This window comes from Stutzerimonas stutzeri, from assembly GCF_002890915.1.
Classification (GTDB): Bacteria; Pseudomonadota; Gammaproteobacteria; order Pseudomonadales; family Pseudomonadaceae; genus Stutzerimonas; species Stutzerimonas stutzeri_AF.
Map to the genome: position 1 here is coordinate 37,408 of NZ_POUT01000011.1, position 21,479 is coordinate 58,886.

Below are 21,479 nucleotides of genomic sequence, written 5' to 3' on the forward strand. Positions count from 1 at the left end.
TGCCAAATGGTCACCCTAGAGGTTCGACAATTGATCTTTGAGCAAGTCGTTTTATTGATTGCCACTGGTTTCGGGCTGGGGTCTTTACCCTGGGTGCCTGGAACCTTCGGATCACTGCTGGGGATACCACTGGCGTGGTGGCTCTGGGGGCAGGCGCTGACAAGGCAACTGCTGGTCATCACCGCGCTGCTGGCGGTCGGCGTTCCGCTGTGTCACTGGGCCTCGCGTTGGCTTGGAGGCGGTGATGCCGCGCAGATCGTTGCCGACGAGTACTTCGCCTTTCCACTGGTTTTTTTGGGAGTGGCCACAACCCATCGATGGTGGCTACTAGGTGCGGGATTCGCACTGTATAGGCTTTTCGATATCACCAAACCGCCCCCCATTGATTTCGTCGAAACCATTGGTGGTGGCTTGGGTATCGTTTTTGATGACGTGCTGGCCGCGCTATTGGCTTGGCTCGTTCTGCGTGGGACACAAGCAGTTTGGAGACGCCCGTAGCTCCAGCTCAAAGTCACCCCTACCGACAGTGATTCTAGGCCCAGTCACTCCGCTGCTGTCTGAAACGTTGCATAGGCCAAGATGCTCTCGGCTACAGGTCGACACCTCGTGTGCTGCTTTCTAGGACGACCCACTGGTCGGCTGTCATGAAACAGGTCCAACCTGCATCAGGTCAGTGTATACCGGTAGCGGCCGGTCGGGCCGCAGGCTCTCTGGAGATTTCGATGTCGAAAAAGGCACTGACCCCGCCCTCTGCGGCCTTGCATTTCAATCCATTACGCGTGCAACTCGAACGGCTACGTAACGAGATGACGAGCGACGCCTGCCTGGCATCGCTGAAAAATATCCAGGTTCATGAGTGCTACAGGCAAAGCGCCGAGAATCTGCTGCAGTACCTATGTCTTCGTCGCCATGACCTGCGCGAGTTACAAGCGCAGCTTGCCGAGATCGGTTTGTCGTCCTTGGGCCGCGCCGAGGCGGCAATACTCGCAGCTGTGACATCGGTGATGGGCGTGTTGCAGCGGCTCGAAGAGCCGAATACCCAAGAGCCCAAGGCCCCTGAGCGTGGTCTCCACGAGGGTGAGCGTCTATTGGCGGCTCACGCCGACGCGCTGTTTGGAAAGGCCCGTGGCACGCGCTCGATTCGAATCATGGTCACCCTCCCCTCTGAAGCGGCGCACAACCGCGACCTCATCGAAGCGTTGATCAAGGAAGGCATGGATTGCGCGCGCATCAACTGCGCACACGATGACCCAGACAGCTGGCGTGCGATGATCGAGCATGTTCGTGCAGCGGAGAAAGCGCTTGGGCGCGAATGCAAGGTAGCGCTCGATCTCGCTGGGCCCAAGTTACGCACAGGCCCTATCGCAACGGCGCCAGGTGTAAAAAAGGTACGGCCCACGCGTGATTGCTATGGGCAAGTCATCAGCCCCGCCCACGTTCGTATTACCTGGGCGACGGCAGCCATAAACGAGTCCGATACCGACCCATGCTTGATGGTTACAAGCGATAAAGCGCTGGCAGTCCGTGCTGGCGATACGCTTAGGTTACGCGATGCGCGCGGCTCGAAACGAAAGATGAAGGTCATCGCGTCTGATGAGGAGGGGTGCCTGGCGGAGCTGAAGAAAACGGCCTACTTCACAGACGGCAGGCAGATCAAACAGCGTCGGGCAGGCAAGACACTGGGACGAATGCGCGTTACTGGCTTGCCGCCGCGCGAGCAGCATTTGACCCTGCGGGTTGGCGACCTGTTGGCGCTGACCGCTGACGACCAACCTATCGATCCACCGAGCAACGACAATGCCGAGACCGCAAGGATAGGCTGCACACTACCGCACGTATTGGCGGCGGTCGCAGCGGGCGACCCTGTTTGGTTCGACGATGGCAAAATTGGGGCGCGGGTGGAGAAAGCGTCTGCCGATGCGCTGATCTTGCGCATTACCCAAATCGCACATGCAAGCGGCCGCGCCAAGCTGGCAAGTGACAAGGGCATCAACTTCCCAGACAACGCCCTCCCAGTCCGAGCACCGACCGAGGACGATATTGAAACACTGGCGTTTGCGGCGAAACACGCCGATATCGTTCAGATGTCGTTCGCAAACAGCGCCGAAGACGTGATTGAATTGATTGATCATTTGGAACGACTGGACGCGACGCACCTTGGAGTAGTGTTGAAAATCGAGACCCGTGCCGGATTCGAAAACCTGCCCAAGATGCTGCTCGCCGGCATGCGATTGCCACGATTTGGCGTCATGATCGCCCGGGGCGACCTGGCCGTAGAGACCGGTTTCGAACGTTTGGCCGAAATTCAGGAAGAGATGCTGTGCCTGTGTGAGGCAGCCCATGTACCAGTGATATGGGCAACCCAGGTTCTTGAAAGCCTGGCTAAGAAGGGAGCGCCGGCGCGCTCAGAAATTACCGATGCAGCCATGAGCGTTCGTGCTGAGTGCGTAATGCTCAACAAGGGGCCATACATTCTTAAGGCGGTGACAACCCTCAATGACGTGCTGCGCCGCATGCGGGAGCATCGCGCGAAGAAACGGGACTTACTTCGCTCGTTGCAAGTGGCTGGGCGGCAGGATGCAACCGGGGCGCTAAGCTGAAGGCTGCTGAAGGAAGGTGTCGCGGTCACTGGCAATGGTGTTCAGCAGTGCTTTTCTTCGAGTTATCACCCGTCTGCCACTCGTATCTGCAGGCCCCATCCCACCCATATGGACGGGATTTGACAGCACTTGGCTCGCCGATACTCGACAGCAACCTGCGGGCTCGTCCGGCTTTTTGGTTACGCCGCATGCGCGACCGGACCCGGTTCTCCCACCTGCGTTTTGGACTTCGCAGAGCGTGGAGACGCATCGAGCAAAAGTTGGAAGAGCGGCGTTCGAGGGTAGCCGACTGAGAGGTATGAGCGTGGCTGTGGAAGGAGCACCAGCCGGGCGAGCCGATTGACGCTGGCTTGCTTCGCTTCGAGCGTGCGGGCCCCGTCGCGACCCAGGAGACACTTATCTTTGACGCACTAAACCACAGCGCATCGCGACACTCGCTGGTTGTCGCCCCCCTGCTTTGTAGGCGCCCCCAAATCTCAAAGTAAAACCTTGTTGAATGTCCGGTTCTGGCCGGTTAGCGACCACTTCTCAGGCTAGCCATGCTTGTCCTCCCACATGTGGAGGACTTGCCATGAACATCACTGCTACCTGCACCCGCCGGCCCTGGAACAAAGGAAAGTTGGTCGGACAGAAAACCCCGCTCCGGCTGAGAGATATCTGGGCCATCCGAGTAAGGCTTCAGCTTGCAGAACGAACCCGGGATCTGGCTTTGTTCGATCTGGCCATCGACAGCAAGCTTCGAGCCTGCGACTTAACCAAGCTCCGTGTATGCGACGTTGCTCATGGCGAGCATGTGTCATCACGAGCAATGGTTATGCAGCAGAAAACGAAGCGACCAGTGCAGTTCGAAATTACTGAGCAAACACGGTCTGCTCTCGCGGCCTGGATACACCAAGCCCAGCTCCGTAGCCAGGACTGCCTTTTCCCGAGCAGGCTGCACACCTCAGACCATCTATCCACTCGTCAATACGCTCGTATCGTCAAAGGCTGGGTGCAAGCCATTGGCCTTGATCCGGCCATGTATGGCACTCACACAATGAGACGTACAAAGGCATCACTGATCTATCGCAGGACAAAGAACTTGCGGGCCGTTCAACTTCTGCTTGGCCATACGAAGCTGGAGAGCACCGTTCGATATCTTGGGATTGAGGTCGACGACGCCTTGGAAATGGCAGAGCAGACCGAGGTTTGACCATGTATAGCGACGGTCGAAGTCAGGCCGTCGCTAACCGGCCAGAAGCGGAAGCTGGCGACAGTGCATCGGGTGCCATGTTGTAGCCATCTGTCGATGGCAGCTTGCTGCAGACTGGTTTGTAGCACCTGTTGACAGCCTGCTGCCCCAGATTGATTAATAGCGGCAGATGAAAGCGCTTTACCGACTTGCCTTAACGTTAGAGAAGAGATTGAAGGCAAACTCGGGCTTTCTTGCGGCCTCTCCGCATGCTCTAACCACTCCAATTTGAATGGATGGTTTTCGCATGCCTGTTCGTCAGACATATCTATGCCTGTTAATCCTCGGAACCGCGTTCTGGGGGATTTCGTTTGCCTTCACCAAAGTGGGTGTTGCGGACGGGCCACCCTTCGTATTCCTGGGGTACAAGTTCGCACTCGCTACGCTAGTGCTTTGCGTGATCTTTTTCAGACGGCTGAAACTGATCAACAAAGAAACGCTCCTGGCCGGCGTGGCCATAGGTCTACCCTTGTGTTTGGGTAACATTTTCCAGACTGTCGGGCTTCAGCACACCAGCATCACCAACACCGCCTTCATCACTGGCCTGGATGTATTGCTCATCCCGGTCTTCAAGTGGGCTCTCTTTCGGAAGCGCGTCGAGCCTCGAATCTGGCTCTGCTGCGCCGTCGCGCTGACAGGGCTCTATCTGATCGTTACGAGGGCCGGGCTTACTCTGAATCCAGGTGACATCTGGATCATGTGCTGTGCAGTCTTTTTTGCCGCATATGTGCTCACGGTTGGCTTCTTCTCGCATAAGTACGACTCGATGCTTACGGTCATCACTGCGCTGGCTACCTGCGCTACTGGATGCCTTTTTGCTGCACTTTTCGACGCTAGGGCCGAATGGGCCCCAATGGATTCCTCCTTCTGGGAAGGAGTTCTGTTCTGCGCGTTGCTCGCCACAGCCTTCATGTACGCGGTTCAGAGTGCTGCGCAGAAGTATCTCGAAGAAGAAAAAGTAGCCCTGACCTACCTGTTCGAGCCCATCTTCGCAGCATTCGCGGGAGCGATGCTCCTTGGCGAAACCTTGGATGGAAGAACCCTGGCCGGTGCAGCTCTCATCTTTTCAGCTCTGCGGATCGCCGAGATTGATGTACCCAAGTTCTTATCCCGCCTGCTGCGCGCCCTGTTTGCCCCGTGGGCTAGGCGCCAATGAGTATTTGGATGGAATTCTGTGGAGGCTTTGGTCGGTAGCTGCCGGAGGCAGCATTTGGCCGATTGCCGCCGGTGACGACTGGCAGCTACCGGGCCAGAGCGGCGTTTCGGTTCACGTGCTTCAGCACGGCGCCGGCTCTTCGAGCAGGCTCGCTGAGCACTCTTAAACCCCGCAGCGCTGCTTCACCAATGAATGCCCTCTCTCTGCCGCTCACGAATCAACGCACACACGAATTCCGCGTATGCGTTCTATGGGTACATTGATTGAATGGTATCGGATGGATCTCATCCAATCCAGAGCTCTGGGGTGCTTTGCTGTACGTACTGGCTGGCCAGTTTGAGCACGCTGGGGTTCTTGGGGACATCGTTGTAAGGTCTGACCAGGCGTCGGTCGCCCATGAGCTTGGCGGCAATCCAGACAGAGCTGTGGCAGCACCGCGTAACACTCTTCAGCGTCAGCTCCTCGATGGGCTGCGCTACCTGGTGAAGAACGAGCTCAAGTTGAATCAGCCAGACGCTTCCGATGGCTGGATCACGGCCGATGCGATCTGGCTGGTCAGCAAGACCGTTTCGGATCGGCTGCGTGCTCACCTCCTCAGCCAAGGGATTGAGGGTGTTCCGGAGCGCAACTCCACTCTCTTCAATGTCTTTCAGGATAACGGCCTGATTGTTGCGAATCCTGCTGGCAAAGCTATTTGGGATGCCGAAATCCTGAGCCCTACGGGATGGAAGAACGCATTCACGTTCTTGAGAGTTTCACCTTCACTCATATGGGCAGCTGGCGAAGACCGCCCGGAGCCTTTTGGCGGCTCGGTGCAAGTCCTCAACGAAGAAGCAGCCCCTGCCGCAGCTTCCGAAGCGCAGGAGGAAAAGCCCAGCCTTACTGCCGGGGGCGGCGATGCCGTTGCGGCAGAGCCTCAAGGGGACGAACCCGCAAGTGACCATGGACCGCAACCCGATGAGGTAGATGATACGGACTACCTTCTGGATCTGATGGATATGCGTGACGCGCCGACCAATTCGGTACCCGCCCCGGCGATGCCGGCGGCGTCCGAGGTCGAAGCTCAGTCAGACACTGCCGCGACCGCTACCATCGCTGGCCCGATCGGCGACACGCTAGGTCACCTTTTCATGCACTGGCTAAAAGTGGGTGTAGGAACCCACAAGATCATTATCAATGATGCAAAAGCCAAGGTTCACACCGTCAACGGCACGGCTTTTCTGGTGACTCCTGAAATATTCAGAAGGTATGCCCAAGAGCATCCGACCCTCTTCTCAGCGAGGGCTGGCGAAGGACAGCCATGGCTGCAGGTCCAAAAGTCGTTCGAAAAGCTGAAGCTTCACGTTAAGAAGAGCAACGGACATAACATCTGGACGTGCGAAGTCTTTGGACCTCGTAAAACGAAAACACTGAAGGGTTATATGCTCAAAAAACCCGGCGACGTATTCACAACTGAGATGCTGGATAATCCCAATCTCAAACTTTGTGAGAGTCAGGATGATCACTAGCTATCATTGGATAGTTGCGCTGAGGTCTGGACTACCCTAATTATGGCGGATTGACTTTGTTGATGACCGCTTGTGACTGGGCAGCTAGGCCAGCCAAGTAAGCGCCTAGGTCCTGGAAATTGTTTTCCTTGAGAATCCTCGCAACCATGGCAGAGCGCTTCTCCTTTAGCGGTAAAAAAATTGCGCAACGCTGGTGGTTGTGCGGGCGGGGCAATGTCTTCCAATAATACGTTGCCTTGAAGCGAGCCATAGCTTCGTTGAACCCCAACCAAGCATCAGGCTCATGCGACAACACGAACATGCCGTATTCACGCCTGAGTTCTGTTATAGCCTGCTCACATAACCCGTAGATCTTATAGGTTCCGGTCAGCTCAACCGGCTGTTCAAGCCGCGCCGCGATGTACTTGGCAGCTGCGAAGTGATGCGAACCGCCGGAGTTCATCAGAAAGACGCGTCCGTCCCAAGCCCAAGTGGCGAAATAATCGTGATCGACGTGGCTGATGATCCGAATTTCATCCCAGGCCAGATTCTTCGCCAGCTTCGCCGGAGATATCTCGTCGATCATCTCGGGTGAGTTCCTTACCACCATGTCATCCATGGTGGCGAACTCCTTGAGTTCGGATTTCGACGCGGAGAAGCCATCTACCTGTTGGATATCGCACCGCCACCGTTGGATCTGCATCTCGCTGCCAACGCGCAATAGTGGGGCGCATTCGATGCTAGTCGAGCCATACCGACCATAGGTGCGGCAGTGGGTCCATCCATTCAGCTTGTCGCGATATATCCCGCGCTCATAAATAAGAGATCCGAAGTCGTGCCACCTAACAACCGCTCCTGCGCCAATACCTTTTGCTGTTTCCTGGATGGGCGAATTAAGTTTGACTGGGCTCTTAATCAGCTTCATGAGCGTTGCAGGATACCCACAGTCCTCACGCACTGAGTCCCATAGAAATGTTCCTGCTCTGCGCCAGAAAGGGAGGGGCTGATCTATCGACATGCATTCACCATCGTCGGAGGCAGGCGTTCAGTATAAGGATGTACTCAGTAAGCGGGGTGCCGCGAGAGATTGTCCTAATCATAGATCCCACTCGCCAAGGCGTTGCGGGCCGCAACACCGAGCAGCACAGTGACGAATGAGAGGTGTGTTATGTGCAGTCGTTACGAAGCCCCTACCCCAGAGCGTCTCCAAGAAGAGTTTGGTGTCGAGTTCGACGCTCAGGAGAAGCTCGAATTGTGGCCAGGTTATGCCGGGCCGTTCCTGCGCAAGCCTCGCAATGTCGACCCGTACGATGACGCCGTGTTGCCATTTGAAGCTGAGGTGGGAGTGTTTGGGCTCCTGCCCTTCTGGGCCGACAAAAAGCTGGCACGGTCCACCTACAACGCCCGTTCTGAGACGGCCTCGGTCAAGCGGTCATTCAGGGAGGCATGGAAGAAGGCACAGCACTGCATCATCCCTGCGGTGGCGATCTATGAGCCCGACTGGCGAACAGGCAAGGCTATTCCTACTCGAATTTCCCGTGCCGATGGGCGGCTGCTAGGGATAGCGGGCCTATGGGAGGTAGAACGGCAACCTTTTTTGGGTCTGATGAGCGGATTGACCAACTACACCATGGCTGACGAGCTTCGCGTAAAGCAGGCACTCGACATTGCTGTCGCGACCGGTGATCTGCTGGCGGTCGACAAGAACGGCAAAACAAGGCGTCGAAAAGGCACAAGCATCAAGTCGACAGATATCCTGATAGCGCCCCCGCAAAGACCCATCTTCTTCGTGCCACCTCTGAAGAAATCCAGTTCAGAAAACTGAGGGGCGGCATCGCTCTTCGGGTGGTCGGTTCGCCTCCAACGGTAGTGGTACTGGCATGATACAAGCAGTAGTTTTCGATGTGTTTGGCACGCTTCTCCAGATAGATGAGCGTCGCCATCCTTTCCGCCAACTGATGCAGCACCTGCGGCTTCAGGGCAGAACACCAAGGCCGGATGACGCACGGACTCTGATGACTCGAAATCTGGGTTTGGCTGGAGCTGCCGATTATTTCGGTGCGCAGTTGAGCAACTCTGAGTTAGCTAGCCTTGAAAGCGACCTTTTCACCGAGCTGGCCAGCGTTCGCCTTTTCGATGATGCGTTGGAGTCGCTAAATCAGCTAAAGAACGCCGGCCTGAAGCTCGCGTTGTGCTCCAATCTCGCAGCCCCATATGCGATTCCAGCCAAACTGTTACTGCCGTCGTTCGATGTTTACGGATGGAGCTTTGAGGTTGGGGCAATAAAGCCTGAGCCTGCAATCTATCGTCAGATGATCGAACAGCTTGGCTGCGAAGCCTCCGCCATCGCAATGATCGGTGACACGTTGCAAGCCGATATGCTTGGTCCAATTGGGCAAGGCATGCGTGGCTACCACCTACAGCGTGAAGGAAAAGCCGATCAGTGCGGCTTCGTCTCGCTGATGGACTTTGCAGCCCACGTTCTGCAATACCCACCATCCGTTAATGGCTAAAGCTGCGTCGCCAGTTCTAGCTGTCGCCGCTAGACCCGGATGGCTTACAGGCATGACGACACCCTTTTTCTGTAACGGGAGCTCCTTCAGCTCTTGAGCGCCAGAATACGCCGAGCGCCGTTGAGAACGATGAATCCCACAACAGTACCGATAATCAGGTCTGGGTAGTTGGATCCACTCCAAGCGACGAGCGCTCCGGCGACTATGACGCCCACGTTGATGACCACATCATTGGCGGAAAATATCCAGCTCGCTTTCATGTGGGCCCCGCCTTCCCTGTGTTTGGAAATCAGCAGCAAACAACCCATGTTGGCGAGCAATGCCAGGAATGCGACGGCCATCATTATCAGCGACTCGGGCTCGCTGCCGAATACAAAGCGTCTAAATACCTCTACGAGCACGCCGAGAGCCAAAATCAGCTGGAGCACACCAGCAAGGTGTGCAGCACGCACCTGCAGGCTGACGCTACGCCCCACCGCATAAAGGGCTAGGCCGTACACTGCCGCGTCAGCGAACATGTCGAGCGAGTCGGCAATCAGACCCGCGGACCTGGCGACCAGACCAGCAGTCATCTCTACCACGAACATGAAGGCGTTGATGCCTAACAGTAAACGTAGGGAGCGGGACTCCTGTGTAGATTCCGCCGAATTCTCGACGGCTTTAATCATCTCCGGGTCTGCAGTGACGGTTTTCTGAAGTGTGGCGCCTAGCCCTAACGCCGCCAGCTTTGTAGTTATGGGCTCAACGGCCCCGTCATGCATGACGTCTAATCGACGGTCCGATAAATCAAAAGTCAGTTTCCGAATTCCGTCCAAACTATTCAGCGCCAAGCGGATCATTCGCTCTTCTGATGGACAATCCATCTTGGGCACGGCGTAAACACTGACCCATTGCCCCGTCGTATCGGAATGATTTTGCACACCGGCATCGGCGGCTGGTGTCGCATCGCAGCCGCAGGGACCATCGGACTTGCTCATGATACGGCTCCACTTGAAATCGAAGATGGGGTCATTAAAAGCCCTATAGCTACTACAAGGTCAATAATGCAGAGCCGATAAGGATTCACACGATGCGCATTGGTCAATTAGCAAGGCTAATAGGGATTGATACACAGACGATCCGCTTCTATGAGCAGCAGGGCTTGCTGCCACCGCCTGATCGCCAGGCGAACGGCTATCGTGTCTACACCGAGAAGCATGGCGAGCGGCTAGCCTTCATCCGGAGCTGCCGAATCCTGAATCTGTCACTTCCAGAGATTCACGCACTCCAACGCTACCAGGATGACCCTCGCCAGCCTTGTACGGCCGTTAATGCCTTGCTCGATGAACACATTTCTCAAGTCAAGTCGCAGATAACCGCTCTGCAGTCACTCGAACGACAACTCGTATCACTGCGGGCTAATTGCAGTGATGGGCGGGAAGTTGAGGCTTGTGGAATTCTCGCTGGCATTAGCGAGGACGCGTGCATTAAATTAATGGCGTTGGGGCTTACTGGCCTGTTAGCCGTTGTTTATACCAACCGGGGCGCTCAAAAACTCAACCGTATGGATCTTCCCATCAGGGGTCTTAACCTTCATCTCGTACGTTTGAACTTTGCCGTTAGTTCTATAACTCTGAATCATTCCGGTCGTACCGGTCGTCCCTGCAGGTGCTATGCTCAGCACTTTACCTTCTTTAACAAGTATTTTAAGGGTGGGATTTGTTACTGACGCACTCTCAAGGCGCTGCATTGTTAGTTCCCCTCCGTCTTCAGCCATAGCGAGCGAAGAAGCAGCGGCCAGAAAGAACGGCAGGATTACTTTAGCAGGGCGGTTCATTTGTTACCCTCTTGGGTTAGTAGATACCTTTAGATTAAAGGGTTGACCCTTACCAGAAGATGTTCTTCGCATTACAAAGCAGTAATTAACCATCGCTTTCTGCCGATTCGGCTCTGTTTTAAACTCATCGTTTTTGTAGACCATCCCACGCTCGATTAGGCCATGCATGCATTAAATGTATGGCGTTGGTCTGATGGGGAGTGGGTACCAAGCCGTATCACTTTGAATCAGGCGTGCCGAGGAAAGGTGAGTTCGAATGTGGTCCGACCGTCTTTGCTGGCGACGGCCACGTGGCCTTTGTGGAGGTTCATCACTGAACGGACAATAGCTAGCCCCAATCCTGCCCCACGAGGTTGTATGCCGTTAACGCGGTAAAAGCGGTCGAACAGGTGCGGGAGATGATCCGATTCGATAGTCGCGCCATGATTGGTGACAGCCAGCGAGACGATGTCTATGTCCTTCTCAAGTATCTTAATTTCGACCGTGCTGCCAGTATTCGAATGCCGCAACGCGTTGGATAGCAGGTTGGAAATGGCCCGTTGGACCATAAGCCGATTTCCTAGAACTATGGCATCGCCCGTTACCGTCGTTGCGACTCCGGCTTCTTCGGCGAGGACTTCGAGGTATTCACAGACGCGATTCGCCTCACTTCCCAGGGATAGTTGTTCGAGTTTCAGTGCTGGGCTGGCGTGGCTGGCCTGGGCGAGAAACAGCATGTCTGACACGATTCGATCCATGCGTTCGAGCTCTTCGACCGACGATTCGAGCACTTCCCTATATTGCTCCTTGCTTCGCTCACGCACCAATGTCACCTGCGCCTTGCCTATCAGGTTATTTAGGGGAGTCTTCAACTCATGGGCCACATCGTCCGAGAATTGTGACAGTTGCTGAACTCCGTCATCGAGTCGATGAAGCATTACGTTGAGGCTGTGCGCCAATTCCTGAAGCTCTAGTGGAAGCTGATCGCTGCGGATTCGGGGTGACAGATCCTGCGTCGATACCTTTGTCGCCAAGGCCCGAAACTTGCGAAGCGGTCGCAAACCGTTGTTAGCAACTAGCCATCCAGCCAACCCGATCAACATCAGCAGCATCGGCACAGTCACTAAGGCCGAGCGCAGGAATGCAGCCACTAGCAGTTGATCGGCACTGCGATCTTGCGTAAGTAAAAGCGTCATTGGAGCCAGTCCCGGGACCTGTATTTGCTTGCGCCCGGTTAGCATCTGCACGCCGTCTTCCGTGGTCCAGCCTAGGTATTCACCGTCTCTGTTCACAAGATCCATCTGCTGCGGCGCATGGGCGAACCGGCCGATACTAAAAATGGGGGATTTGGCTCTATCGCCGATGACGGTAATCGAAAGGTTGTCATGGCCGAGTACCGTATCGCTCAGTGCGTGTTGCCAGGAGCGGCCCATACGGGCTTTGGTGTCTTCTAGGAGTCCATGATCGATCTGCGAGAGCTTGGCCGTCACTTCCTCCTGGGCGCGCAGTTCCAGTTGGCGCACAAGTACCCAGTAGCTCAGTGCAATCAACAGCGCGACCAAGACGGCGCCGGTCAATGTGATTTGAAGCGCGAGACGCGATGCGAGGCTGAGTGGCTTCAAGGCCGCGCCTCCAGCACGTAGCCGACACCGCGAATGGTGTGTATCAGGCGATCGCCAAAGGGTTCGTCCACCTTCATCCGTAGGCGACGGATTGCAACATCCACCACATTGGTATCGCAGTCGAAGTTGATGTCCCACACCAGGGCGGTTATTTCGGTACGCGTGAGAACCTCGCCAGTCCGGCGCATGAGCAGATGCAGTAGCGCAAATTCTTTGCTGGTGAGATCAATACGCTGACCGCTCCTGTAGGCCCGATGCCGGCCCGGGTCGAGTTCGAGGTCGGCTACACGCAGATTGCTCGGGAGTGCGACCGCCTCGCCTCGCCGCAACAATGTTCGGATACGAGCGAGCAGCTCGGGGAACTGGAACGGCTTGACCATATAGTCGTCGGCGCCCGACTCCAGGCCGCGGACCTTTTGCTCTAAGCGGCCATTGGCCGTCAGCATGATGACGCGTGTCTGCTTACGTCGCCTGATGAGTTCGAGCACCTCCCACCCGTCCATGGTTGGCAGATTCACGTCTAGCAGCACGATGTCATAGTCGTTCTGCAGTGCCAGGTGGAATCCATCGAGCCCATCACTTACGCAATCGACCGTGTAACCACACTCGATGAGACCCTGCTGCAGGTATTCCGCAGCTTTAATCTCGTCTTCTACAACCAGAATGCGCATGTTTTCAGATGACTCAGCAATGAGGTGCGCGGTAAGCGGAACCAAAAAATTATTCATGTAGCAACTAGGCCAAGACTAACGCGGCTTGCCCAGCATGGAAGGCAGGCCGTAAAGATCAGCCTAGGGAAGCGGGAAGCACTTTAACGCGGTAAAAGTCCTGCGGGGCTGTCTTGCAAATTTGTAATCTACCTGTCATTTGGTTGGCCCGCAGCGCAAGGAGGTGCACTTAAGCAAAAAAAGGCGCCCTACGGGCGCCTGAAACACATCTTCAAACCAAGGGAGCACAAAAAGAAGATGTGGTGTTGCTCGTAGTGCTTCACAGGATCGAGAGCGGGTACTCGGCGATGAATCGAACCTCATTGAGGTCGGACTCGAAAGCAGTCGCCCGTGTTGTAGCCTGGCGCACCCGCAGAGAGAGGTCCTTGAACGAGCCTGTCTGTACAACGTAGCGTGCTTCGACGTCGCGTTCCCAGCGCTTCTGTCCGGACAGAGGCGCGCCGTTATCGTCTTGGCGCATATATACCTCATTTGCGTTGCTGTAATCGGCGCCCCAGCCGCGGGCGTAGCGAGTCATGAACGTAAGCCCAGGTATGCCGTAACCCGCCATGTTCAGGTCATAACGCAGCATCCAGGACTGCTCTTTAGGTGAGTTGAAATCACTGTACTGGATGGAGTTATTCAGGTAGATCGAGTCCGCTTGGCGCAAGTAGTCAAAGTCGTTGTTACCGTTGTTTCGCTGATACGACGCCGTGACGGTGTGCGCGCCGAAGGCGACACCCAGACTGGAACTCCAGATGCTGTTGTTAAACTCGCCCAGCAATTTCCGACCTTCGTCGGTTGCCTTGTAGTAGTTGAAGCTGCCCAGCAGCACGACGGCATCGGAAAGTGGATAGGTGGCCGAGACACCGAAATAATGTTGATCCCAGGCATCCTTCAGCCGGCTGGTATACAGGCTAAGACTGAGGTTTTCGTTCACGCTATAGTCGCCGCCTGCGTAGCCGAGCCAAGGCGAGTCGACGCCGCCGCCATAAAACGTGACGAAGTCATCGTTCGTGTTGCTGGTATTGGGCTGGCTCATCGCGTGCAGGCGGCCGCCCTGGAGGGTGAGGTCGTCCAGCGAGTTGTTCACAACGGTGACACCCTTGAAAGACTCCGGCAGCAGCCGTGCGTCACCAAAGTGCACGACAGGAGTAGCGGGAAATACATCGCCTGCCTTGATCTCGGTGCCCAAGAACCGTGCTTTCACGGCCCCCCCTACTCGAGAAAAGTCATCCTCGGCATCGCCGGCGCTATTGTAGGGGAGAAGATCGACGGTTCCGCCAGCACCGGAACGTCCTGATCCAGAATCGAGTTTGAGGCCGAGCATGGCGAAGGCGTCGACGCCGATCCCCACCGAGCCTTGGGTATATCCGGACTCAAAGAATGCCATCAGTCCGTGAGCCCATTCCTCAGAATAGCCATTGCCGGTGGCGCTCCCACCGTCGCGAAAATCTCGGTTGAAATAAAAGTTGCGATTTATCAGCGAAAGCGTGCTGCCTTCGATGAAGCCCTCCGCTGTTTCCGATTGGGCAAAGACCGGGGCGCTGCCCAGTGCCAGTGAAAGGGCTGTAAGTGAAAGGGCGGCCTTTTTGCTCATGATGATGCTCCTGATATACGGCATGTCAGCGCTCGAATGACGCCTTCGCCTTTTTGTTCGAGTGCCGGGCGATGATCTTCCCCTGTAAATGACCGCAGGATTAGCGGTAAATGACGATCTCGTAATCTTGAGCGGTGCAATCGCAGATATTCCTTGGATTACAAATTTGTAATGTCGTAGTCACCCGGCCGATATCCGCGCTTATCTAAAGTCACGCCGCTTAGCCATCAGCTATCTGGCCGGTTTAGTGCGGCTGAGGAAACGCTATCGACGAAGGGGGCACTGCACTGCAGTGTTGCGTATGTATCAAAAGAAACGCTTGTATCTGCTTGCTAGCGGGCTGCTTGGGCTCGGGCTGGCACTAATGTCGCTCGAGGTGGGCGCGCAAGACGGTCTGACACTGGAGCGGGCCGTGTCCCTTGCGTATGAACGCAACCCAGAATTTTCCGCTGCGCGGTCGGAGATCGGCATCGCAAGCGGTCTGCGCCGCCAAGCTGGGGTTATCCCGAACCCGGAATTAGGGTTCGAGGTGGAAGACACTCAGTCCGACCGCCAGACCCGCTCAATTACAATCACCCAGTCGATCGAGTTGGGCGGCAAGCGCGGCGCTCGAATCGGCGTGGCGGATGCTAATCGCTCGATGGTGGATGCCGATCTCGACCTTCGACGCCAAGGATTACGTGCAGATGTGATCCAGGCATTCTTCGCCGCCCTGCGCGCCCAAGAAGGCATGCGACTGGCCGAGGCCTCTCTGTCATTGGCCGAACGGGCTGCTAAGGTCGCCGATGCACAGGTCGATGCCGGAAAAGTTTCGCCAGTGGAGGCGACGCGCGCCGATATGCAACTGGCGACCGTACAACTGGACCTGCGGCGAGCACGCCAGGAATGGGACAACGCTCGACAGATGCTAGCGCGCCTGCTCGGGACCGACGCACCGGAGTTTGGCAGTTTGCTGGGCAGTTTCGAACACCTGCCAGATGTGCCTAGCGAATCTGCATTATTGGCGCGCGTGCGTGAGAGTGCCGATATGCGTAGGGCTCTGCGCCAAGTGGCCTTGAGTGAAGCCGAGCTGGGGCTTCAGCGAAGCCAGCGCTACCCGGACATAAGCGTCAGTATCGGTAGCCAGTACGACGAAATCGAGCGTGAGCGCGTCAACCTCGTCGGCCTCTCTGTTCCGCTGCCTTTGTTTGATCGTAACCAAGGCAATGTTCTGGCGGCCGCACGGCGGGCGGAACAGGCGCGTGATCTTCGCAATGCGGCCGAGCTGCGTGTGCGTGCGGAGATCCAACAGGCCCTGCGCGACTGGCGCACCGCACGTGCGGACGTCGAGGAGATACGCAACCGGATTCTGCCGGCGGGACAGCGAACCGTGGAAGCGGCAACGCGTGGCTTCGGTCTGGGCCGCTTCGCATTCCTCGACGTGCTCGACGCACAGCGTGCGCTGATCGATGCACGCACGCGCTATCTGCAGTCATTGCAAGCCGTGGTCGACGCCTGGGCGCGTATCGAGCGGCTGTACGGACCTACCACTACCTTCGAATGACCGAAACGCCGCCATTACGTATTGGCGGTGGGGGAGCTTGCATGAAAAAACAGACGGGAATCGCTCTGGCGGTCGCTTTGGTACTGCTGACCGGCGTTGGCGTAAAACAGGGCTTCGTTCTTGAGGCGCAGGCCAGCGATAACAAGGCTGAGCACGCCGAGGATGGCCACGCGCATGAGGATGGAGAAAGCGGTCACGAGGAATCTGAGAACGACCATGGGGACGAAGACGGTCATGACGCTGAAGGCGATGGCCACGGCCATGGTGACGAAAGCGGTCATGGCGGTGAGGAGGACGAGCACGGCAACGAAACGCATGCCGAAGGTGAGATTGAGCTTTCCGAAGAGCAGATACGTGCCGCAGGCATTCAGCTAAGCAAGGCCGGACCGGCTGAAATCGGCTCGTCTGTATCTTTGCCGGGCGAGCTGCGTTTCGACGAAGACCGTACCGCACATGTCGTGCCCCGTGTGGCCGGCGTTGTCGAATCGGTTTCGGTCAACCTGGGTGACCAAGTGAAGAAGGGCCAGTTGCTGGCGGTTATCGCCAGCCAGCAGCTGTCCGAACAGCGTAGTGAGCTGGCTGCCGCCGAGCAGCGCCTCCGACTGGCTCGCATCTTGTTCGAGCGTGAGCGCACCCTGTGGCAGGAGCGTATCTCTGCAGAACAGGACTATTTGCAGGCCCAGCAGAGCCTGCGCGTAGCAGAAATCGACTTGCGTAATGCCCAGGAAAAAACCCGGGCGCTGGGCGGCGGAAGTGACGCCGGTGTGGGTAATCGCTACGAGCTCCGTGCACCTTTCGATGCAGTGGTCGTCGAGAAGCATATTGTGCTGGGCGAACGTGCAGATGAAACGACCAGCGTCTTCACTCTGACTGATTTGTCGCGGGTTTGGGCCACGTTCAGCGTACCTGCCCGTGATTTGATGCGCGTAACCGTCGGCCGAGAAGTCGAAGTTGTTGCCGGCGAGCTAGGCGTGCGAACAATGGGGAAGGTCGCCCATGTGGGCAGCCTGCTGGGCGAGCAGACGCGTGCCGCGACAGCCCGCGTGACCCTGGCCAACCCCGATGGGGCTTGGCGTCCCGGTCTTTTCGTGACGGTCCGAGTTAGCGCCGACGGACGTAGTGTTCCGGTCACGGTTCCAGTCGAGGCGGTCCAGACCGTCGAAAACGCGCCGACGGTTTTCGTTCGCACGCCGCACGGCTTCCAGGCGCACCCGGTTTCGCTGGGCCAGCGCGACGAAAATCGCGTGGAAATTCGTGACGGATTGCAGGCCGGCCAACAGATCGCGACCGCTGGCAGCTTCATCCTGAAATCCGAACTCGGCAAAGGCTCCGCCGAGCACGTTCACTGATCCTCCGGATACCTAACTCATGTTCGAACGTATTCTTCGCTTCGCCATCGAGCAGCGCTGGCTAGTGCTGCTGGCGGTCTTGGGCATGGCGGGCGTCGGGGTTTATAGCTATCAGCGCTTACCTATCGACGCTGTGCCCGACATCACCAATGTACAAATTCAAATTAACGCCGCAGTCCCAGGCGCGTCGCCGCTTGAAACCGAGCAACGCGTTACCTTCCCCATCGAGACGGCGATGGCCGGCTTGCCCCACCTGCGCCAGACACGTTCATTATCGCGCTCCGGGTTCGCTCAGATCACCGTAATCTTTGATGATGGCACCGATCTCTATTTCGCCCGGCAATTGGTGAGTGAACGGCTGCAGGCCGCGAGCAACGAGCTTCCGCAGGGCGTGGAGGTCACTCTCGGTCCCATCTCCACCGGCCTGGGGGAAATCTTCCTCTGGACGGTCGAGGCCGAGCCCGAGGCGCGCCGTCCTGATGGTCAGCCCTACACGCCGACCGACCTGCGTGAAATCCAGGACTGGATCATCAAGCCGCAGCTGCGAAACGTTCGAGGCGTTGCCGAGATCAACACGATCGGTGGCTTCGCCAAAGAGTATCAGGTAGCGCCCGATCCGAAGCGCATGGCCGCGTACCGAATCACTCTGGAACAACTTGTAGTTGCGCTCGAACGTAACAACGCCAACGTCGGCGCCGGCTTCATCGAGCGTAATGGCGAACAATTGTCGATCCGCACACCCGGCCAGCTCGGCTCCCCCGAGGACATTGGCAATATCGTCCTGAGCAACGCAGGCGGTGCGCCCGTGCGGGTACGCGATATTGCCGAAGTGGGGATCGGTCGCGAGCTGCGCTCTGGCGCGGCCACCGACAATGGACGCGAGGTGGTCCTCGGGACCGCCTTTATGCTGGTGGGAGAAAACAGCCGTAGCGTGTCGCAGGCAGTCGCGCAGCGTTTGGAGATTATCAACCAGAACCTGCCAGAAGGCGTGAGCGCCATAACGGTCTATGACCGGACCGACCTTGTTGACAAGGCCATCGCCACGGTTCGCAAGAACCTAATCGAAGGCGCGATCCTGGTTATCGCCGTGCTGTTTCTGTTCCTCGGCAACCTGCGTGCAGCCCTAATCACAGCGATGGTCATCCCGCTTTCCATGCTATTCACCTTCACCGGCATGGCGACTAATAAGGTCAGTGCCAACCTCATGAGTCTAGGGGCACTCGACTTCGGCATCATCGTCGACGGTGCGGTGGTCATCGTCGAAAACGCAATCCGCCGGCTTGCCCACGCCCAGGAAAAACATGGCAGGATTCTGACCCGCAGTGAGCGTTTCCACGAAGTATTCGCGGCGGCCAAGGAGGCACGGCGTCCGCTGATCTACGGCCAGCTGATCATCATGGTGGTCTACCTGCCGATCTTTGCGCTCACCGGTGTCGAGGGGAAGATGTTCCACCCCATGGCATTCACGGTGGTAATCGCACTGTTGGGCGCCATGATTCTCTCGGTCACCTTCGTACCCGCTGCTGTTGCCCTTTTTGTCACCGGTAAAGTGCAAGAGAAGGACAACCGCCTGATGCGTGCCGCGCGCAATGGCTACGCACCGGTGCTCGACTGGGTCATGCGTCATCGCACATTGGTATTCAGTGGCGCCGTGGCTAGCGTGCTGCTGTCTGCGCTGCTGGCCATGCGAATGGGTAGCGAGTTCGTTCCGAGCCTCAGCGAGGGTGATTTTGCGCTTCAAGCTCTGCGCGTTCCAGGGACCAGCCTCTCCCAATCCGTGGATATGCAGCAGCGGCTCGAAAAGGCAATTGCCGAACAGGTCCCGGAGGTCAAGCGTACGTTTGCCCGAACCGGCACCGCAGAGATCGCGGCTGACCCTATGCCGCCGAATATTTCGGACAGCTATGTGATGCTCAAGCCCAAGGAAGAATGGCCAGATCCGGACAAATCCCGCGAGCAGCTCATTGAGGACATCCAGAAGGCGGCCGCATCTGTACCAGGCAGCAACTATGAGATGTCTCAGCCGATCCAGTTACGCTTCAACGAGCTGATTTCCGGAGTTCGCAGCGATGTGGCCGTTAAGGTGTTCGGGGACGACATGGATATTCTCAACAAAACGGCTGATGACATCGCGGCGATACTTCAGGACGTACCAGGCGCGTCCGAAGTAAAAGTCGAGCAGACAACGGGCCTCCCGCTGCTGAGCGTCAATGTGGATCGCGACAAGGCGGCACGCTTCGGACTCAACATCGGCGATGTGCAGGATACTGTCGCAGCTGCGATCGGCGGACGGGAAGCTGGAACCTTCTTTGAGGGTGACCGCCGTTTCGACATCGTTGTTCGTCTTTCCGATACGCTGCGTGCCGATCCGGATGTGCTAGCTCGCTTGCCGATTCCGGTGCCGGCGGTGGCGGGCGCAGCTAGCGACCGAATCGACTTCATCCCGCTGGCTGAAGTTGCCACGCTGGAATTCGTGCTGGGACCGAACCAGATCAGCCGTGAGGATGGTAAGCGTCTGGTTGTGGTGAGTGCCAACGTTCGGGGGCGTGACATTGGCAGTTTCGTCCAAGACGCGTCTGCGGCAATCGCCGAGCGAAACCCGGTAGCGCCCGCTTATTGGACGACCTGGGGTGGGCAATTCGAGCAGCTACAGGCTGCCGCCAAGCGCCTGCAGCTGGTCGTCCCACTCGCCTTACTGCTGGTCTTCGTGCTTCTGTTCATGATGTTCAACACCCTGCGTGATGGGCTAGTCGTCTTCACCGGCATTCCGTTCGCGCTTACCGGGGGCATTCTTGCGCTCTGGCTGAGAGACATTCCCCTCTCGATTTCGGCTGGCGTCGGGTTCATCGCGTTGTCGGGGGTAGCAGTGCTGAACGGACTAGTGATGATTGCTTTCATTCGGGGGCTGCTAGAGGAGGGCCGGCCTTTATCCGAGGCTGTGCGTGAAGGCGCACTGGTGCGATTACGCCCGGTCCTGATGACGGCGTTGGTGGCGTCGCTCGGCTTCGTCCCGATGGCGTTGGCCACAGGGACCGGCGCGGAAGTCCAACGGCCTCTGGCGACCGTGGTCATTGGCGGCATCCTGTCCTCGACAGCACTGACGCTGCTGGTATTGCCTGCGCTCTATTACACGGCTCTGCAGCGCCGCATGAAACGCAACGAAGAGGATGAGGACGCGAGCTGATATTGGTTTTCTCCCAACGTAGGCCAGGCTTGATGCCTGGCCTTTTTATGAATATCCAATCGAAGCTTCGAAGGGTTCACTGAAAGGATTTGTGGCCCCAATGCGCTGGTAACGACTGACGGGTACGTTATCGAGAAACAAAAAAAGCGCCTCGAAAGGCGCTTAAATACAGCTTTACCAACGGGATTCGGAAGCTATCGGAGGCGAAGATTGTTCGGGTGAAGCGGTTATTCAGTTTTGGATTCTTTCTTTATTTGCATATTGCTCTGATCCGGGCGCGGATTCTTAGCTTCTAGTCCGTCTATTTTTTCTTCACCAGACTCGGTTTCGTGAATCCGTTTTTGTTCTGCACGAAACTTTTCGTTAAATTTCATTGAACGATCGTAGCCGTCTCCTGCATAGGATAATGCGGAGCCGAAGATTACCGATCCAACAATAATAGCTTTCAACAGATTCATATGGGCAGCCCTCGCTAAATTCAAAGTGGCTTGTTGAGCTTTCCCGGTGAGCTCTACAGGTTCTAACGAATTTTGCGCGACTGAAGATAACGGCAGTGTGAGCCAAACATTACATTATTGAAATGTAATCTTCCGCTGTGCAGCTTGAACCACGAAAGATGATGTGAAGATTACAAATCTGTCATATTCAGATCATGACAAGGGTTAGCCAGTTATCGGCGTATTGAAGGCAAT

The 21,479-nt window shown here is 56.7% G+C and carries 17 protein-coding genes and 1 pseudogene; 11 read left to right on the forward strand and 7 right to left on the reverse strand.

The window, feature by feature from the left end; genetic code table 11:
• The first annotated feature begins 6 nt into the window (after positions 1–6).
• From CXK94_RS17820 to CXK94_RS17840, 5 genes are all read left to right on the forward strand, one after another.
• Positions 7–498 carry a phosphatidylglycerophosphatase A family protein gene (locus tag CXK94_RS17820; RefSeq protein WP_011914444.1) on the forward strand — a complete coding sequence of 164 codons (492 nt, stop codon included), beginning with the start codon at positions 7–9 and terminating at the stop codon, positions 496–498.
• Between the two features lie 224 nt (positions 499–722).
• Positions 723–2,600 (forward strand): pyruvate kinase, encoded by a 1,878-nt coding sequence (locus tag CXK94_RS17825; protein ID WP_011914445.1) that lies wholly within the window; start codon positions 723–725, stop codon positions 2,598–2,600.
• A 571-nt stretch (positions 2,601–3,171) separates the two neighbouring features.
• The gene (locus CXK94_RS17830; RefSeq protein ID WP_003152807.1) at positions 3,172–3,792 is read left to right on the forward strand and encodes a tyrosine-type recombinase/integrase; all 621 of its coding nucleotides are present in this window, start codon (positions 3,172–3,174) and stop codon (positions 3,790–3,792) included.
• 286 nt (positions 3,793–4,078) lie between these two features.
• On the forward strand, positions 4,079–4,987 hold the full coding sequence (locus CXK94_RS17835) for a DMT family transporter (RefSeq protein WP_102895327.1): 909 nt from the start codon (positions 4,079–4,081) through the stop codon (positions 4,985–4,987).
• A 263-nt stretch (positions 4,988–5,250) separates the two neighbouring features.
• On the forward strand, positions 5,251–6,495 hold the full coding sequence (locus CXK94_RS17840) for a helicase/relaxase domain-containing protein (RefSeq protein WP_102895328.1): 1,245 nt from the start codon (positions 5,251–5,253) through the stop codon (positions 6,493–6,495).
• 40 nt (positions 6,496–6,535) lie between these two features.
• Here CXK94_RS17840 and CXK94_RS17845 read toward each other — a convergent pair whose 3' ends face one another.
• Positions 6,536–7,399, reverse strand: a complete 864-nt coding sequence (locus CXK94_RS17845) for a DUF6685 family protein (protein ID WP_020307701.1) — start codon at positions 7,397–7,399, stop codon at positions 6,536–6,538.
• Between the two features lie 243 nt (positions 7,400–7,642).
• Here CXK94_RS17845 and CXK94_RS22710 point away from each other — a divergent pair, with 243 nt between their 5' ends.
• The gene (locus CXK94_RS22710) at positions 7,643–8,299 is read left to right on the forward strand and encodes an SOS response-associated peptidase family protein (protein WP_011914452.1); all 657 of its coding nucleotides are present in this window, start codon (positions 7,643–7,645) and stop codon (positions 8,297–8,299) included.
• Positions 8,300–8,354: 55 nt separating this feature from the next.
• Positions 8,355–8,987, forward strand: coding sequence for an HAD family hydrolase (locus tag CXK94_RS17855; protein WP_011914453.1), 633 nt, complete (start codon positions 8,355–8,357; stop codon positions 8,985–8,987).
• A gap of 86 nt (positions 8,988–9,073) precedes the next feature.
• On the opposite strand, the gene CXK94_RS17860 is transcribed toward CXK94_RS17855, so the two are convergent.
• Entirely contained in the window at positions 9,074–9,964 is an 891-nt protein-coding gene (locus tag CXK94_RS17860) for a cation transporter (protein ID WP_011914454.1), read from the reverse strand.
• 92 nt (positions 9,965–10,056) lie between these two features.
• Between CXK94_RS17860 and cadR the strand changes: the two are divergent.
• Positions 10,057–10,443: pseudogene (gene cadR, locus CXK94_RS17865) on the forward strand (Cd(II)/Pb(II)-responsive transcriptional regulator); the annotation flags it as partial.
• A 42-nt stretch (positions 10,444–10,485) separates the two neighbouring features.
• Here cadR and CXK94_RS17870 read toward each other — a convergent pair.
• The 4 genes from CXK94_RS17870 to CXK94_RS17885 all read right to left on the reverse strand — a co-directional run bounded on the left by CXK94_RS17870 (position 10,486) and on the right by CXK94_RS17885 (position 14,711).
• Complete coding sequence (locus tag CXK94_RS17870; RefSeq protein WP_019405735.1) at positions 10,486–10,803, reverse strand: co-regulatory protein PtrA N-terminal domain-containing protein; 318 nt, start codon at positions 10,801–10,803, stop codon at positions 10,486–10,488.
• 227 nt (positions 10,804–11,030) lie between these two features.
• Complete coding sequence (locus tag CXK94_RS17875; RefSeq protein WP_014597623.1) at positions 11,031–12,404, reverse strand: heavy metal sensor histidine kinase; 1,374 nt, start codon at positions 12,402–12,404, stop codon at positions 11,031–11,033.
• A complete protein-coding gene (locus CXK94_RS17880) occupies positions 12,401–13,075 on the reverse strand; it encodes a heavy metal response regulator transcription factor (protein WP_013982153.1) in 675 nt (224 codons plus the stop codon). Before CXK94_RS17880 ends, CXK94_RS17875 begins: the two co-directional genes overlap by 4 nt.
• A 316-nt stretch (positions 13,076–13,391) precedes the next feature.
• Positions 13,392–14,711 carry an OprD family porin gene (locus CXK94_RS17885; protein ID WP_011914459.1) on the reverse strand — a complete coding sequence of 440 codons (1,320 nt, stop codon included), beginning with the start codon at positions 14,709–14,711 and terminating at the stop codon, positions 13,392–13,394.
• Between the two features lie 301 nt (positions 14,712–15,012).
• Here CXK94_RS17885 and CXK94_RS17890 point away from each other — a divergent pair, with 301 nt between their 5' ends.
• The 3 genes from CXK94_RS17890 to CXK94_RS17900 are packed head-to-tail and all read left to right on the forward strand — an operon-like array spanning position 15,013 to position 20,787.
• Complete coding sequence (locus tag CXK94_RS17890) at positions 15,013–16,254, forward strand: TolC family protein (RefSeq protein WP_011914460.1); 1,242 nt, start codon at positions 15,013–15,015, stop codon at positions 16,252–16,254.
• Between the two features lie 41 nt (positions 16,255–16,295).
• Positions 16,296–17,603 (forward strand): efflux RND transporter periplasmic adaptor subunit, encoded by a 1,308-nt coding sequence (locus CXK94_RS17895; RefSeq protein WP_011914461.1) that lies wholly within the window; start codon positions 16,296–16,298, stop codon positions 17,601–17,603.
• A 19-nt stretch (positions 17,604–17,622) separates the two neighbouring features.
• Positions 17,623–20,787 carry a CusA/CzcA family heavy metal efflux RND transporter gene (locus CXK94_RS17900; RefSeq protein ID WP_102895329.1) on the forward strand — a complete coding sequence of 1,055 codons (3,165 nt, stop codon included), beginning with the start codon at positions 17,623–17,625 and terminating at the stop codon, positions 20,785–20,787.
• A 227-nt stretch (positions 20,788–21,014) separates the two neighbouring features.
• On the opposite strand, the gene CXK94_RS17905 is transcribed toward CXK94_RS17900, so the two are convergent.
• The gene (locus tag CXK94_RS17905; protein ID WP_003282470.1) at positions 21,015–21,245 is read right to left on the reverse strand and encodes a hypothetical protein; all 231 of its coding nucleotides are present in this window, start codon (positions 21,243–21,245) and stop codon (positions 21,015–21,017) included.
• Between the last annotated feature and the right edge of the window lie 234 nt (positions 21,246–21,479).